The 13,865-nt window shown below is 63.0% G+C and carries 15 protein-coding genes; 10 read left to right on the top strand and 5 right to left on the bottom strand.

All coding sequences use genetic code 11. The features are described from left to right. Positions 1 to 7: 7 nt before the first annotated feature. Positions 8 to 604, bottom strand: a complete 597-nt coding sequence (locus EB235_RS05555) for a TetR/AcrR family transcriptional regulator (protein ID WP_027031953.1) — start codon at positions 602 to 604, stop codon at positions 8 to 10. A 173-nt stretch (positions 605 to 777) separates the two neighbouring features. On the opposite strand from EB235_RS05555, the gene EB235_RS05550 reads away from it, so the two are divergent. After that, positions 778 to 1,965: an MFS transporter gene (locus EB235_RS05550; protein ID WP_051429869.1), complete on the top strand. Its 1,188-nt coding sequence runs from the start codon at positions 778 to 780 to the stop codon at positions 1,963 to 1,965. Positions 1,966 to 1,993: 28 nt separating this feature from the next. Here the strand turns inward: EB235_RS05550 and EB235_RS05545 are convergent, their stop codons facing one another. After that, positions 1,994 to 2,635 carry a LysE family translocator gene (locus EB235_RS05545; protein WP_027031954.1) on the bottom strand — a complete coding sequence of 214 codons (642 nt, stop codon included), beginning with the start codon at positions 2,633 to 2,635 and terminating at the stop codon, positions 1,994 to 1,996. Between the two features lie 151 nt (positions 2,636 to 2,786). After that, positions 2,787 to 4,859 (bottom strand): putative bifunctional diguanylate cyclase/phosphodiesterase, encoded by a 2,073-nt coding sequence (locus EB235_RS05540; RefSeq protein ID WP_051429718.1) that lies wholly within the window; start codon positions 4,857 to 4,859, stop codon positions 2,787 to 2,789. 302 nt (positions 4,860 to 5,161) lie between these two features. Here EB235_RS05540 and EB235_RS05535 point away from each other — a divergent pair, with 302 nt between their 5' ends. Both EB235_RS05535 and EB235_RS05530 read left to right on the top strand, forming a co-directional pair. Further along, positions 5,162 to 6,385: an argininosuccinate synthase gene (locus tag EB235_RS05535; protein ID WP_027031956.1), complete on the top strand. Its 1,224-nt coding sequence runs from the start codon at positions 5,162 to 5,164 to the stop codon at positions 6,383 to 6,385. A 175-nt stretch (positions 6,386 to 6,560) separates the two neighbouring features. Then, positions 6,561 to 6,998: a hypothetical protein gene (locus EB235_RS05530; RefSeq protein WP_245268859.1), complete on the top strand. Its 438-nt coding sequence runs from the start codon at positions 6,561 to 6,563 to the stop codon at positions 6,996 to 6,998. A 100-nt stretch (positions 6,999 to 7,098) separates the two neighbouring features. On the opposite strand, the gene EB235_RS05525 is transcribed toward EB235_RS05530, so the two are convergent. Beyond that, on the bottom strand, positions 7,099 to 7,647 hold the full coding sequence (locus tag EB235_RS05525; protein WP_155256436.1) for a hypothetical protein: 549 nt from the start codon (positions 7,645 to 7,647) through the stop codon (positions 7,099 to 7,101). Next, the gene (locus EB235_RS05520) at positions 7,648 to 8,445 is read right to left on the bottom strand and encodes a lytic murein transglycosylase (RefSeq protein ID WP_027031959.1); all 798 of its coding nucleotides are present in this window, start codon (positions 8,443 to 8,445) and stop codon (positions 7,648 to 7,650) included. It lies immediately after the preceding gene. 145 nt (positions 8,446 to 8,590) lie between these two features. Between EB235_RS05520 and EB235_RS35085 the strand changes: the two genes are divergently transcribed. The 7 genes from EB235_RS35085 (at position 8,591) to EB235_RS05490 (ending at position 13,816) form a co-directional block, all read left to right on the top strand. Further along, complete coding sequence (locus tag EB235_RS35085; RefSeq protein WP_280945048.1) at positions 8,591 to 8,719, top strand: hypothetical protein; 129 nt, start codon at positions 8,591 to 8,593, stop codon at positions 8,717 to 8,719. A gap of 90 nt (positions 8,720 to 8,809) precedes the next feature. Next, entirely contained in the window at positions 8,810 to 9,868 is a 1,059-nt protein-coding gene (locus EB235_RS05515; RefSeq protein ID WP_027031960.1) for a zinc-binding metallopeptidase family protein, read from the top strand. A gap of 58 nt (positions 9,869 to 9,926) precedes the next feature. After that, positions 9,927 to 10,871, top strand: coding sequence for a CPBP family intramembrane glutamic endopeptidase (locus EB235_RS05510; RefSeq protein WP_027031961.1), 945 nt, complete (start codon positions 9,927 to 9,929; stop codon positions 10,869 to 10,871). A 72-nt stretch (positions 10,872 to 10,943) separates the two neighbouring features. Further along, positions 10,944 to 11,249, top strand: coding sequence for a type II toxin-antitoxin system RelE/ParE family toxin (locus EB235_RS05505; RefSeq protein ID WP_432431165.1), 306 nt, complete (start codon positions 10,944 to 10,946; stop codon positions 11,247 to 11,249). Positions 11,250 to 11,251: 2 nt separating this feature from the next. After that, a complete protein-coding gene (locus EB235_RS05500; RefSeq protein ID WP_027031963.1) occupies positions 11,252 to 11,539 on the top strand; it encodes an addiction module antidote protein in 288 nt (95 codons plus the stop codon). A gap of 347 nt (positions 11,540 to 11,886) precedes the next feature. Next, positions 11,887 to 13,482, top strand: coding sequence for a signal recognition particle protein (gene ffh, locus EB235_RS05495; protein ID WP_027031964.1), 1,596 nt, complete (start codon positions 11,887 to 11,889; stop codon positions 13,480 to 13,482). Between the two features lie 7 nt (positions 13,483 to 13,489). Beyond that, complete coding sequence (locus EB235_RS05490; RefSeq protein WP_027031965.1) at positions 13,490 to 13,816, top strand: chorismate mutase; 327 nt, start codon at positions 13,490 to 13,492, stop codon at positions 13,814 to 13,816. The last annotated feature ends 49 nt before the right edge of the window (positions 13,817 to 13,865 follow it).

The following is a 13,865-nucleotide window of genomic DNA, read 5'->3' as shown; positions in this document are numbered from 1 at the left end:
TCCGGTTTCAGTGTTGCTGCTCCCGCAGCACCCGCATGGCCATGGGTATCACCGCGAGCAGCTTGCCTCGCGATACGCCATCCCGTGCCTGTGTCGAGAAGCCAGACATCAGCGCACTGAAATAGTCCGCCAGAGCCGCCACATCGGCAAGCGGAGGAAGTTCCCCGTCCTCGACGCCTTTCTGCAAGCGATCGAAGATGGCCTGGGTCCGCGCGCGCCGGTGGCCGGCCAGCCAGTTCATGACGGACGCGTTGTCGGCCGAGCAGTTTGCCGCCGCGATCACGACCATGCAGCCTCGTGGCCGGCCCGGTTGCGTGTAGGTGGCAATGGCGACCCGCAACATCTGTTCGATCCCTTCAGTCACGGTCGAACCGGCTTGCAGCGCCTTTATCGCCCGGCCACCCTCGCCGTCGCGATAGAGCAAGACCGCCTCCCGAAACAGTTCTTCCTTGGTGCCGAAAGCAGCGTAGATGCGGCTCGATGCAAGTCCAAGAGCCGCGACCAGATCGTTGATCGAGGTGCCCTCATAGCCATGGCTCCAGAACGCGTCGCGCGCTTTTGCCAGTGCTTCATTGCGGTCGAACTCCCGAGGTCGTCCTGCCATGCAACCTCCCTTTCTTGGTCAATTGACACATAATTTATTTGACACCGGATCGCAACTCTTATTCTGTGTCGATCGTCCAACAACTGGAGCGGTTCGCGGTGGCACAGAGTGCGCAGTCGGATAACATCGAAGGAACGGGCGCGGCCGTCGCGACGGCCGCGCCCCCGGGAGGCTTGGCCACCAGCCAGAGCCGTTCGGGCCTCGGCGCTGGCGTGCTCTTCATCCTTTCCATTGCCTGTGGTGTAAGCGTTGCCACCATCTACTTTCCGCAGGCCATAACCCTGCTGATTGCATCGGACCTGCATGTCGCCCCTGAAGCCGCCGCCACTGTCGTCACAATGGCGCAGCTTGGCTATGCCTTGGGCCTGCTGCTGTTGGTCCCCTTGGGCGACCGGCTGTCCCACCGTCCCCTGGTTGCAACATTGTTGACCTTGACGGCCCTTTCGTTGCTGGTTGCAAGCCGGGCGCCGACACTTTCGATCCTGGCTGTTGCCAGCCTGGTGACGGGTTTCACGACCGTTGTGCCGCAAATCCTGTTACCGATGGCGGCCGGGCTGGTGGGACCCGAACGGCGGGGCGCCGTCACCGGCACGCTTCTAAGCGGGTTGCTGGGCGGCATTCTCCTGGCGCGAACCTTTGGCGGGGTCCTGGGCGAGCATCTGGGTTGGCGTGGACCCTACGTCATCGCGGCGTCCGTGCTGCTCGTGTTCGCGGTTCTGCTGGCCATCGTCTTGCCGAAGACCACGCCGACATCGTCGCAGCGCTATCCTTCGCTGATCGCCGCGGCCTTCGTCCTGTTCCGTCAGGAGCCGGAACTGCGCCGATCCTGCTTCTATCAGGCACTGATGTTCGGCAGTTTCACCGCGGCCTGGACCAGCATAGCTCTGGTGCTTGGCGGCCCCCTTTACGGCCTTGGCAGCCAGGCCGTCGGATTGATCGCGCTGGTCGGCGCGGCAAGTGTTCTGTGCACGCCAATCGTCGGCCGGCTGATAGACCGCAAGGGCTCGGACTTCGTCAATTGGCTTTCCTTTGCCGGGGCCATCCTGGCGGCAGCGATACTTCTTGGCGGTCAGTTCGGAGCCCATTTCGGCCTGATGGCGCTGGCCGCCGGCATGCTTGTCCTCGACCTCGCGGTGCAGTGTGGCCAGGCGGCCAACCAGGCGCGCGTCTTTGCCCTTCGCCCCGAGGCCCGCAGCAGAATGAACACCGCCTACATGACCTCCGCCTTTCTCGGTGGAAGCGCCGGCTCATGGATTGGCGTCAAGGCCTATGGGCAATGGGGCTGGCCGGGCGTCTGCGCCCTGATCGCTCTCGCGGCAACGGCAGCCCTGGCACGGCATGCCGCAAGGGCGTTGCGCTGACCCATCCTTTCAGCGCAAACCGCGAGCCCTACTTCGCCTGGGCCGTCAGGATCTTGAGCGCGAAGGCCGAGAACACGCCTGCGAAGAGATAGTCGACCACCCGCGTAACGCGCGGGCTGGCCTTCATCGCCGCAGAGAATTTCTCCGCCGCCAGCACCATCGGCGCCGTCACCGGAATCGACAGCACGATGAACATGGCGCCGAGGAAGAACAGCTTTCCCGGCGCGTTCGGATCATGCGCCGAGACGAACTGCGGCAGAAAGGTCATGAAGAACAGGATGATCTTCGGGTTGAGCAGATTGACGCCGAGCCCCGCCGCCCAGCTGCGCAACAGGGAGATTTGCGGGCCCGTCTTCTTCTCCGGGGAAAAGGCCGAGCCCTTGGCGATCGCCTGCCAGGCCAGGAAGACGAGATAGCCGGCGCCAAATATCTTCAGCACGAAGAAGGCCATCGGCGAGGCGACGATCAGCGCCGAGATGCCGACCACCACCAGCGTGGTGTGGATCAACGTGCCGCATAGCGCGCCTGCCAACGAGGCGAAGCCGGCGGCGCGCCCCTGGCTCAGCGTGCGCGAGACAAACAAGGTCATATCAGGCCCGGGCGTGATCGCCAGGATCACGGTGGCGATGGCGAACTGGATCAGCGTGGCGGTATCGGGAATGAAGGACATGGGCGGCCCCTGGGAACGCGCAGGCCTATACAAGATGCGTCGCGCCGGCGCCAGATAAGCGGTAATCCATCACGACAAACGCTTCAGCAGCTACAGTTCCGCTAGGGGCGGAGACCATCACTGTCGAAGTCGTCAGGGAAAACGGCGAGCGTCAGCCGGCGACTGCCCGTATCCTGACGGGCCCCTCGATGACGTGCGCCTGGACATCAGGACCCCCGGCCAGCAGGATCTGGTCGATCGGCTTGGGCCGGCCAAGGAAATAGCCTTGCGCCTCGTTGCAGCCTTCGACCTGCAGGATGGTAAGCTGGACATGGGTCTCGACGCCTTCGGCGAGCACCGGAATGTCGAGGCTGCGCCCCAGTGTCAGCACGGCGCGGATGATCGCCTTGGCCTGCGGGCTGCGCTCGACATCGGCCATGAAGGAGCGGTCGAGCTTGATCTTGTCGAACGGAAACGAGCGCAGCGTGTCGAGCGATGAATAGCCGGTGCCGAAATCGTCGATCGCAATTGTTACGCCCAGCGCCTTGATCTGGCGCAGCACATGCAGCGTGCGCACCTTGTCGGCGACGATCGTCGATTCGGTGAGCTCGAGTTCGAGACGCTTCGGCGACAGGCCGGTTTCGATCAGGATCTGGTGGACGAGCTTGGCGAGATCGGCGTGGGCAAGTTGCACCGGCGACAGATTGACAGCGATCTTGTGCTCATTGTTCCAGGAAGCAGCCTGGCGGCAGGCGGTGCGCAGCACCCATTCGCCGATCGCCAGGATAGACCCGTTCTCCTCGGCAATCGGAATGAATTCGACAGGCGGCACCATGCCGCGCACGGGATGGGTCCAGCGCAGCAGCGCCTCGTAGCCACAGGTGGCACCGGTAGCAACCGAGGTCTGCACCTGATAGTGCAGCGAGAGCTCGCCGCGCTCGATCGCCAGGCGAAGGTCGGTGGCCAGCGCGCGGCGAGCCCGCGCCGTCTCGTCCATGGCCGATTCGTAGAAGCAGACGGCCCGCGTCACGTCGTTCTTGGCCCGGTACATGGCCAGATCCGCATTGCTGACCAGCCTCTCGCGGTCGGCGCCGTCACGCGGATAGACGGCGACGCCGATGCTGGCGCCGGTGATTGTCTCGAAATCGTCGATCCGCAAGGGCTGGAACAATGATTTTTCCAGGCGCGACACCAGGCCGAGCAGGTCGTTCTGGTCCTTGAAGCGCTTGATGGCGGCAAATTCGTCACCGCCGAGCCGGGCGACGAACTCGCCGTCGCCGGCCAGCTTCGCCAGCCTGCGGGCAACGATCTTGAGCGCCTGGTCGCCGGCGGCGTGTCCCCTGAGGTCGTTGATTTCCTTGAAGCGGTCGAGATCGATGACGATGACCGCGGTCATCGTCTCGTCATCCTCGCGCACTTGCTCGATCTCATGGTCGAGGCGGTCGTTGAAGGCGACGCGGTTGGCAAGCCCGGTGAGCGCGTCATTGAGGGCAAGATGCTGCAGCCGCTCGAAGCTCTCGAGCCGGCCGCGCTCGTCGATCAGGTAGCTGGCGAAGCCGGTCGCCGCGACGATCATGCCGACCACGGCGACCGCGACGGCCATCGCTTCGAGGATATCGGGATTGGTGCCCGTAGTGATGAAGGAGATCGGCGTTACCGCCACCGCCGCCATCGCCGTGAAATGAAGGCCGACAATCGCCAGCACCAAAAGCCCGATGCCGAAATAGTGCGACCAGCGGTGCGGCCGGCGCACCGCCTGGCCGATCGCCACGGCGGAGAACGCCATCGCGATCACCAGCGACGCGACGACATAGACGGCGTCCCACTCGACGATGCCGGCCACATGATAGGCCATCATGCCGGTATAGTGCATGGCCGAGATCGCCAGCCCGACAAGGCATCCGCCCCATTCCGGCGCCAGACCGCGGCCTTTGTCCAGGGCAAGGCCGAAGCCCGCCCCGGTTCCGATCATGGCGATGACCAGGGATATCATGGTGAGCGCCGGATCGAAGGTGATCGGCGCGCCGGGCTGATAGGCCAGCATGGCGATGAAATGCGTGCACCAGATCGAGGAACCGGCCGCGACCGCGGTCAGGAACAACCATCCGCGCATCTGCACACCGACGGTTTTCCTGGCGCGGTCCAGGAGACCGATCGTTACCCAGCAGCCTGTGACGCACATCAGCGCCGCCAGCAGGACAAGCCACAGATTATGCTCCGTGACGATGCATGATATAACGCGCATCAAGAATGGCCCAGGCCCGAGGACACCCGCGTTGAGCGGGCAAAAGCCGCTTCGGCACTCGCGTGGCCAACGCAGCTCTGTCTTGCTCGTTTAGCGACAGGGCGTGAAAACTTGCTTAAATCCTCCAGTCGAATGCAGCCGTTGATTGCAGCAGGTTGTTCTCCAGCTCGCATCGCCGCCTGCAGCGCGCTGGATCAGCAGTCTGGTGCCGCGCATGCTTGCTCGCTTTGCCGTTCCTGCTAAAAGGCGCTCCGACAATCCGTGACGCCCGGCTTCAAGCGTCCGCCATCGACGGAGCAGAAATGTCCAAGACCAAAGACGTCAAGAAGGTCGTGCTCGCCTATTCTGGCGGCCTCGACACATCCATCATCCTGAAATGGCTGCAGACCGAACTCGGCGCTGAAGTCGTCACCTTCACCGCCGACCTCGGTCAGGGCGGCGAACTGGAGCCGGCGCGTCAGAAAGCCGAGATGATGGGTATCAAGGACATCCGCATCGTCGATGTGCGCGAGGAATTCGTCTCCGACTTCGTGTTCCCGATGTTCCGCGCCAACACCGTCTACGAAGGCACCTACCTGCTCGGCACCTCGATCGCGCGGCCGCTGATCTCCAAGCACCTCGTCGAGATCGCCAGGGAGACCGGCGCCGATGCGATCGCGCACGGCGCCACCGGCAAGGGCAACGACCAGGTTCGTTTTGAGCTGTCGGCCTATGCGCTCAACCCCGACATCAAGGTCATCGCGCCATGGCGCGACTGGTCGTTCAAGTCGCGCACGGACCTGATCAATTTCGCCGAGCAGCACCAGATCCCGGTGGCCAAGGACAAACGGGGCGAGGCGCCGTTCTCGGTCGACGCCAACCTTCTGCATTCCTCCTCGGAGGGCAAGGTGCTCGAGGATCCGTGGATCGAGCCGCCGGAATTCGTCCATCAGCGCACCATTTCGCCAATGGATGCGCCTGACACGGTCACCGAGATCGAGATCGAATTTTTAAAGGGCGATCCGATCGCGCTCAACGGCAAGAAGCTGTCACCGGCGACCATGCTGGCAGCCCTCAACGATCTCGGCCGCGACAATGGCATCGGCCGGCTCGATCTTGTCGAGAACCGCTTCGTCGGCATGAAGTCGCGCGGCGTCTACGAGACGCCCGGCGGCACCATCCTGATCGTTGCCCACCGCGCCATCGAATCGATAACTCTCGACCGGGGTGCCGGCCACCTCAAGGACGAGTTCATGCCGCGCTATGCGGAACTCATCTACAACGGCTTCTGGTTCTCGCCCGAGCGGCTGATGCTGCAGGCGATGATCGACAAGAGCCAGGAAGACGTCGAAGGCACGGTGCGGCTCAAGCTCTACAAGGGCAATGTCATCGTCACCGGCCGCAAGTCGAAGAAGACGCTCTATTCCGACGCGCTTGTCACCTTCGAGGATGACCGCGGCGCCTACGACCAGAAGGACGCCTCCGGCTTCATCCGCCTCAACGCGCTCAGGCTGCGCACGCTTGCCGCGCGCAACCGGAAGGGTTGATTTTCAAACAGCGGTCTGGCGTTCTGCCAATCCACCCCCAGGAAACCCGACGGAGACGTTGGGTTTATATTCAATATCTCTAATATAAATAGAATGAAGCTGCCTGTACTCGGTTCCTGTTTGACCTTTTAGTGACTTCATCTAAGTTCATTTACGGGTTTCAGAGGGTTTGACAGTGAAGAACGGTATCTCTCTTCTGCTTGCGACGGTCTTCGTCTTGGCGGTATGCCAGTCCTCGCAGGCCGGCGCCAAGCGCGACCCCAAGGCGGATATGGACGAATGCGTCACCTCCGTCCGTACACGGGACTCTACGTTCAAGCATGACATGGCTTTGTTCATGGGCGTCTCGCAGGAGCGCGTGCCCGCCCTGTTTTGCCAGCGCATTGCCGATGGGATACGCAGCGGGCGGATCAGCTATTCCGACATAAACAGCCTGCAGCTCGACCAGCCAACCGAAATCTGGATGGTCCTCAAGGGCAAGCCAAAGCCCGCTAGGGTCACGCAAGCCCCGGCGCCGCGGTCGCTCAAATACCGTAACTGCAGCGGGATTGACGGCCCTTTTCAGGTTCCCGTTTCCCAGAAATGCCCGTTAAGCGGCTACGCGCATTATTGAGAGTGGTGTGCCCAGGCATTCCTAGAATCGGCCTCCTGCCCACGTGGCCGTCCTGGCGAGTTTTGCTGTTGCCAAAGCCAATGACTATGCTCCCGCGTCGCTAGCCTTTGCCGAGCTGATCGAATGCAGGGCTGACGTGCCAACCTATAACGGTTTTGCGCTTTGGCTGGGCGGCCAGCCCGATGCGCCCGCACGACTCAGCTGGAAGGAGATTCCCGCCGGCAATTTTTTCCTCAAGCAATATGAATTGCCGGCGCCGCTTCATGTGTTCGGGCGCGAAACGGCATCCGTCGTCTTTACCGCCACCGGACCGATGGCCGTTTTCGACGATTTTTCCGAGGCTGACCCCGCTTGGACGCTCGGCGTCATCCCGGCGATTTCCGCGCCGGACAAATTCCTGGGCAAAAAAGTCGTGGCCGAGAGCACCGAGGATGTCGGTGATGTGAGTCTTGCCATGCGCATCAAGCTCAATGTCTCGAACGTCGATACCCACCCCGGCAAGACACTGGCCGGCTGTTCCTTCGTTCTTGACGCGAAATAGACGTCGCTTCGTCATCCACGGGCAAAGCAAGAGTGTAGCGACGTGATGGCTCTTATCAACAAAAAAGCCCGGCGCATGGCCGGGCTTCCTGTCGAACAGAGCTTTCAATCAGTCGCCATCGATCGCCGTGGCGATCTGCACGATGGCCTGCTGGTAGACGTTTGCGTCATTCCAGCCGGCAATTGCGCCGATATTGGACGCCGCGCTCGCGCCCCGCCGCCAACCATGGCCCTTCAGGAAATTGGCCGTCGAAGCCAGGGCAGTTGCCTTGTCGCGCAGGTTTCCGCTGCCCACGCCATACTTCAAGACGTTCCCGGGCAGGAACTGCGTATGGCCGATCTCGCCATGCGCGGCGCCGACCGACGAGGCGCTCAAGGCGCCGCGATCAACCAGCTTGAGGGCCGCGATGGCATGCGGATGAAAGAACTCCGGCCGGCGGCAATCATAGGCAAGCGTCACAATGGCGGAGACCGTATTCTGGTTGCCCATGGACGAACCAAAGCCCGTCTCCATGCCCCAGATGGCCAGCAACACGCCTGGCGACACGCCATAGGTGCTTTCGATCTGGCTGAACAGCGCCGCGTTCGACTTCTTCAGCACACGGCCCTTGGAAATGATCGCCGCCCCGCCACGGCGCTTCATGAAGGCGTCCACCGAACCGCTGAAAGCCTTGTGAATGCCGCGGTCGACGGAGATCGTCTTTGTCGCGTAAGTGGCGCCGGCCAAAGCGGCCAGGCCCTTGGCGCCCACACCTTCAGACTTGGCCTGCGCGGCGAACCCCGGCTTCCAGGCCTCGAAGCCTGCACCGGTGCTGCCGCAACTGGCCGCCGCCTGTGCACCCGTCGCCAGCCCAAGCACAGCCACCACCGCTGCCGCTAAAATCCTACCCTTGGCAAGAAATGCCATGTTGTTCTCCTGGTTGCCTGATTCACGTCCCATCTGCGAATTTGCCAGCGAAACGCACGTTTGTCACCGTCCGCAGTACAATGCTGGCGAATGCCGGGGAATTTGCCTACGATCAAGTGATTATTGTGGCGGGGTCGAAATAGCCATGGAAGACGTTGATGTCGTCGACGCCGGCGAGCGACACGCCGGTCCACGGCTACAGACCTGTGGCGGTGCGCGCCTGTCGGGCGAAGCGGTGGCCAGCCAGGTCGCCGCCCAGCTTGCGGCGAAATAGTCTCGATGCGATGCGGAACGCTGGCCGGCGGCTCGCGTTTGGGCACGGGCCGCATACGCGCTGTGCCTCTTCTGGTGAATTGAGACCGACATGAAACTCTTCGACTGCCCGCATTGCGGCCATCGTCTCTACTTCGAAAACGCCCAGTGCCTGAGCTGCTCCAGCCTTGTGCTCTACGATCCCGAGCGTGCCCGCTTTACCTTGTCTGGCGTTGACGGCGCCATCCAATGTACCAATGCCGATGAATGCGCCTGCAACTGGATGGCCGAGCCCGGACACGCCTTTTGCCGCGCCTGCGTGCTGAACCAGCTGATCCCCGATCTCTCCGTCGACGGCAACCGCCGCCGCTGGATCCGTGTCGAGGCGGCGAAGAAGCGGGCCATCTATTCGCTGCTCGCCTTCGGCCTGCCGGTGGCGCCCAAGCAGAACCCGACGGACGAGGTCGGCCTCGCCTTCGACTTCCTCGCCGATCCGATCGGCGGCGGGCCTGGCGGCGAGCGCATCCTGACCGGCCATGACAATGGCCTGATCACCCTCAACGTCGCCGAAGCTGACTCGGCCGAGCGCGAGAAGCGCCGCGTCGAGATGGGCGAGAACTATCGCACGCTGCTCGGCCATTTCCGCCATGAGCTTGGCCATTATTACTGGGACCGCCTGATCCGTGACAATCCGGACAGGCTTTCGGCCTTCCGCGCGCTGTTTGGCGACGACCGCGCCGATTACGAACAGGCGCTGAAGGATTATTATGCCAACGGCGCGCCGCCGGACTGGCAGCAAGGCCATATCTCGGCCTACGCCACCTCGCACCCATGGGAGGACTGGGCGGAAACCTGGGCCCACCACCTGCACATCACCGACACACTGGAGATGGTTTATGCCTTGAACTTCCCGCTCGGCCGGCTGGAGACGGTCGACGCGAAGGATTTGCCGCAAGGCGACACCGGCGGCGGGCTGCAGGCGGCACCTTCGGAGCCGCCCAACACGCCCGAGCCCTTCGAAAAAATCCTTGCCCGCTGGCTGGTGCTGTCGGAAGCCTCCAACTCGATCAACCGCTGCATGGGCCTTCCCGACCTCTATCCCTTCGTCATTTCGGACATCACGGCGGGCAAGCTCGCCTTCGTGCACGATCTGTTGACCAGACCGGGATAAGCCTGCCGGCAGCGCCGAATCCCAGGCGCGCTGATGGATTCGAGGCAAGGGAAGCAGCGTGACGATCGACGACAATGCCTTCGAGCGCTACCGGCGGTCGCCGAATGCCAAAACGACCTTGCTGCGCCTGTTCCTGGGAACGCTGATCGTCGTCCTGTTATGGGGCGCCACCACCGCGGCCGTGCTGTTCGGCGGCACCTATGTTTACTTCGCCTGGCAGGCAGCAGCGGCTCCTCCGGCCGATGGCGTGATGCAGGGTTTCCTCGCCTCGCCGATCGGCATACTCAGCGCGCTCGCCTCCTTCGCCGGCATCTGGATTGGCCTGTGGATGGCCATGCGCTGGGTGCATGGCGAACCGCTGTCGGCACTGCTCGGCGCCAGCCGCCGCGCATCGCGGCCGGACTTCCTCAAGGGGCTGGTCGCGGTGCTGATCACCTCGCTGATCTCCGAAATCCTGCTCTACCTCCTGCAGCCAGGGATTTCGCGCGGTACGATCAGCCTGTCGTCCTGGCTGCTGTTCGCGATCCCGATCGTCGCGCTCACTCTGCTGCAGACGTCGTCGGAAGAGGTGCTGTTTCGCGGTTACCTCCTGCGCGGCCTGGCCAACCGGTTCAGGAGCCCGCTGATCTGGGCGCTGCTGCCCGGCCTGCTGTTCACCTCGCTGCACTGGAGCAGCGCTTCGTCGCCCGCCATCAACGCCTGCGTGCTGGTCTCGATCGCCGCTTTCGCGCTGCTGCTGACACTCGTGGTCTACGCCACCGGCAATCTCGGTGCCGCACTTGGCGCCCACCTCGGCAACAATCTGACCGGCTTCCTGCTGATCTCGCACCAGGAGAGCTACAACTCCTTCGCTTTGTTCACCGCGAAACCGCTCGAAGGCCCCGGCTGGATGATGTCGGACGCCATTCTGATCGCGCTTATCGGCGTCGCCTGCAGCCTGCTGACGATCGCGTTGCTGCTGCATCCCCGCTCGCCGCTGAAGGTCACGGCCGAGCTTCCGTAAGCGTGCCGGGCAGATGGCCAGAGGATGGCCGGCTGTGAACTATTTTTCACACAAGCTTGACATATCGCCCATGTGAACTATAGTTCACAAGTGATCGAGGTTCGCCAAACAACAGCTTTTCGCGACTGGCTCAACAGTCTGAAAGACAAGCGGGCCGTCGAAAAGATCGCGATCCGCATTGCCCGTATCCAGTCCGGCCTCACGGGCGACGTGAAGTACTTCGATGGTATCGGCGAACTTCGGTTGGATTTTGGGCCCGGATACCGGCTCTATTTCGTCAAGCGCGGCAATGAAGTCATCATCCTGCTTTGCGGCGGCGACAAGTCCGGCCAGGGTCGCGACATCAAGAAGGCCATCCAGATGGCCAAGGAGCTATGATCATGGCAATCGGAACTGTTCCCTTTGATCCCGCCGAACATCTTGGCAGCGCCGAGGGGCAGGCCGAGCTGCTCGCTGACGCCTTTGCGACCGGCGACCCCAGCTATATCGCGAATGCGCTTGGCATCGTTGCCCGGGCGCGCGGCATGACCGCGGTTGCAAAGGAAGCAGGCGTCACGCGTGAAGCTCTCTACAAGGCACTGAGGCCCGACGGCGACCCACGCCTTTCGACACTGCTGGGTGTCACCAAGGCGCTCGGAGTGAAGATCACAGCCGAGCCGGCCAGCTGATACTGGCAGCCGGAGGCGACCTTCCGGGAGGAATTCGTCTGATAGACGTCAAGCCTCGGCTATGGGTCGTACGCCTTGCCGCACGGCCCTCGTCTTGACTCTGCGGTCGATTTCCTGTCTACACGCCTCGAATTCCGCGACGAGTATCCCTCCGAGCAAGCCGACCAGGACGCCGAAGCCTCTTTGAGGCCGAGTGCTGTAAACAGATCCTGGAGGCCAACACCCGGCAGCGCTGAGCGCCCCCGGGTGCTTTTTGGTTTTGGCTTTTGCTCGCCACGAGACTTGGACACTTGGCGCGAACGCATTACCTCTCGGGCACCATCCGGCGCCAGGGAAAAGGAAACAGAATGTTTGAATCACTACAGGAACGTCTTGGTTCGATCCTGAACGGCCTCACCGGTCGCGGCGCGCTGTCGGAGGCTGACGTCTCGGCGGCGCTGCGCGAGGTGCGCCGTGCGCTGCTCGAGGCCGACGTGGCGCTCGAAGTGGTGCGGTCCTTCACCGACAAGGTCCGTGAAAAGGCCGTCGGCGCCGCGGTGCTGAAGTCGATCAAGCCCGGACAGATGGTCGTCAAGATCGTTCATGACGAGCTGGTCGACATGCTGGGCGCCGAGGGCGTCGCCATCGACCTCAATGCGCCGGCTCCCGTCGTCATCATGATGGTCGGCCTGCAGGGCTCCGGTAAGACGACGACTTCGGCCAAGATCGCCAAGCGGCTGACCGAGCGTCAGAACAAGAAGGTCCTGATGGCCTCGCTCGATACGCGGCGTCCCGCCGCGCAGGAGCAGCTGCGCCAGCTCGGCGAGCAGGTCAAGGTCGCCACTCTGCCGATCATTGCTGGGCAGAACCCGGTCGATATCGCCAAACGCGCCGTGCAGGCGGCCAAGCTCGGCGGCCATGACGTCGTCATCCTCGACACCGCCGGCCGCACCCATATCGACGAGCCGCTGATGGTCGAGATGGCCGACATCAAGAAGGTGTCGTCGCCGCACGAGATCCTGCTGGTCGCGGATTCGCTGACCGGCCAGGATGCCGTCAACCTGGCCAAAAGCTTCGACGAACGTGTCGGCATCACCGGCCTTGTGCTGACCCGCATGGACGGCGACGGTCGCGGCGGTGCGGCGCTTTCGATGCGTGCCGTCACCGGCAAGCCGATCAAGCTGATCGGCACCGGCGAAAAGATGGATGGGCTGGAGGAATTCCACCCCAAGCGCATCGCCGACCGCATTCTTGGCATGGGCGACATCGTTTCGCTGGTCGAAAAGGCCGCCGAGAACATCGACGCCGAGCAGGCGGCGGCGATGGCCAAGAAGATGCAGTCGGGCAAGTTCGACCTGAACGACCTCGCCCAGCAGCTTCAGCAGATGTCGAAAATGGGCGGCATGGGCGGCATCATGGGCATGATGCCCGGCATGGGCAAGATGAAGGACCAAATGGCCGCCGCCGGTCTCGACGACAAGATGTTCGGCCGCCAGCTCGCCATCATCTCGTCGATGACCAAAGCCGAGCGCGCCAACCCTGATGTTCTCAAGCATTCACGCAAGAAGCGCATTGCCGCCGGCTCCGGCACCGATGCGGCCGAAATCAACAAGCTGCTGAAAATGCATCGCGGCATGGCCGACATGATGAAGGCGATGGGTGGCAAGGGCAAAGGCGGCGGCCTCATGCGCGGCATGATGGGCGGCCTTGCCTCCAAGATGGGCCTCGGCGGCATGATGCCTGGCGGCATGGGAGCCGGCATGCCTGACCTCTCCAAGATGGATCCCAAGCAGCTCGAAGCCTTGCAGAAGCAGGCGCAGGCCGCCGGCCTCGGCGGCATGAAGGGCCTGCCCGGTGGACTTCCCGGCGGTGGTGGGCTGCCAGGCCTGCCTGGCGGCATGAAACTTCCGGGGCTTCCCGGTCTCGGTGGTGGCGGCCTGCCAGGCCTTGGCAAGAAGAAGTGAGGACGCGATGAACGAAGAAAAAGACATGGCCGACGCACGTACCATCCTGGCCGGTTACCGCGCCTCGATCGACAACATCGACGCCGCCCTCATCCATATGCTGGCCGAGCGCTTCCGCTGCACCAAGGCGGTCGGCGTCCTGAAGGCCGAGCATGGCTTGCCGCCGGCCGACCCGGCGCGCGAGCAGCAGCAGATCACCCGTCTTCGCCAGCTGGCGAATGACGCCCATCTCGACCCGGATTTCGCGGAGAAATTCCTCAACTTCGTCGTCCGCGAAGTGATCCGGCACCACGAACAGATCGCCGCTGCCAACGGCGTGACGAAAACCGGCTGAAACCCCAGCCAAACCGATCAACGAAATCAGAGTTTTTAGGAGAAAAGAA

It is taken from the genome of Mesorhizobium loti R88b, assembly GCF_013170845.1.
Taxonomy (GTDB): Bacteria; Pseudomonadota; Alphaproteobacteria; order Rhizobiales; family Rhizobiaceae; genus Mesorhizobium; species Mesorhizobium loti_B.
The sequence above is the reverse complement of the archived record's forward strand: the minus strand, read 5'-3'. Positions and strand labels throughout refer to the sequence as shown.

Excerpts from the sequence above, each read along its gene's own strand:
- EB235_RS05555 (WP_027031953.1), bottom strand. The coding sequence starts at position 604 with ATGGCAGGACGACCTCGGGAGTTCGACCGCAATGAAGCACTGGCAAAA.
- EB235_RS05545 (WP_027031954.1), bottom strand. The coding sequence starts at position 2,635 with ATGTCCTTCATTCCCGATACCGCCACGCTGATCCAGTTCGCCATCGCC.
- EB235_RS05540 (WP_051429718.1), bottom strand. The coding sequence starts at position 4,859 with ATGCGCGTTATATCATGCATCGTCACGGAGCATAATCTGTGGCTTGTC.
- EB235_RS05535 (WP_027031956.1), top strand. The coding sequence starts at position 5,162 with ATGTCCAAGACCAAAGACGTCAAGAAGGTCGTGCTCGCCTATTCTGGC.
- EB235_RS05520 (WP_027031959.1), bottom strand. The coding sequence starts at position 8,445 with ATGGCATTTCTTGCCAAGGGTAGGATTTTAGCGGCAGCGGTGGTGGCT.
- EB235_RS35085 (WP_280945048.1), top strand. The coding sequence starts at position 8,591 with ATGGAAGACGTTGATGTCGTCGACGCCGGCGAGCGACACGCCGGTCCA.
- EB235_RS05515 (WP_027031960.1), top strand. The coding sequence starts at position 8,810 with ATGAAACTCTTCGACTGCCCGCATTGCGGCCATCGTCTCTACTTCGAA.
- EB235_RS05500 (WP_027031963.1), top strand. The coding sequence starts at position 11,252 with ATGGCAATCGGAACTGTTCCCTTTGATCCCGCCGAACATCTTGGCAGC.
- ffh (WP_027031964.1), top strand. The coding sequence starts at position 11,887 with ATGTTTGAATCACTACAGGAACGTCTTGGTTCGATCCTGAACGGCCTC.
- EB235_RS05490 (WP_027031965.1), top strand. The coding sequence starts at position 13,490 with ATGAACGAAGAAAAAGACATGGCCGACGCACGTACCATCCTGGCCGGT.